Here is a 692-nt window from a genome sequence, read left to right on the forward strand (position 1 = left end):
GATAAGCTGGTTTACGATGAAGATCTGAACAAATTGTGGGCGAACTTTATTGCTAAGCGCGATGAAATTTCAACCGAACGTAATATGCTGACACGTTTTATTTTGGGTGAACCAAAAGAAAACTATAAAAAAGCTCGTAAGGCACTGTTATTTAACATTGGTTGGTCTTTATATCACCGTTGGAAGAGCAACGCGGCAAACAACTTTAAGGGCTTAATTCAGCATCTTGAAAATCTGCCTAAGTCTGTAACTCAAGCAAAATGGCCTGAGCTTAATCAATTGACAGTGCTCGATGTCGTTGTAAACGATGAGTTGCGTGAAGACTTTATTTGGCAATGCCATAACATCCTGATTTTTAACTCACTTTACGACAACGTTGTGGGTAGCTTAGCGTCTATCGCGAAAGAAGCCATGATGTCTAAGAGTCTGTCACGCAACTCTGTGAACAATCTACTGCACAAGTCGATTGACCATGCGCTGTCTACTCAGGATACCGCAAACGACAAGGCTAAATTCTACAAGTGGCTTAAGTACTTTATGAGCCAATCTAACCGTGCCGATCTCTTGGTGCGTGTAGAGCAGTGGAAGAGTGTGGGCTTCCCACAACTTAACGACAGTTTATTCGTTATCCTGACTTACTTCTTCGAACGTTTATTGCCTGAATACTTCGACAGTGAAAGCGACCACAGCAA

At 42.1% G+C, this 692-nt stretch carries 1 pseudogene; it reads left to right on the forward strand.

The window, feature by feature from the left end:
* Nucleotides 1-692 (forward strand): annotated as a pseudogene (locus M0413_RS22700) (ATP-binding protein); the annotation flags it as partial.

The sequence above is a fragment of the Shewanella sp. 8A genome (genome assembly GCF_023475945.1).
In the GTDB taxonomy this organism is placed as follows: Bacteria; Pseudomonadota; Gammaproteobacteria; order Enterobacterales; family Shewanellaceae; genus Shewanella; species Shewanella xiamenensis.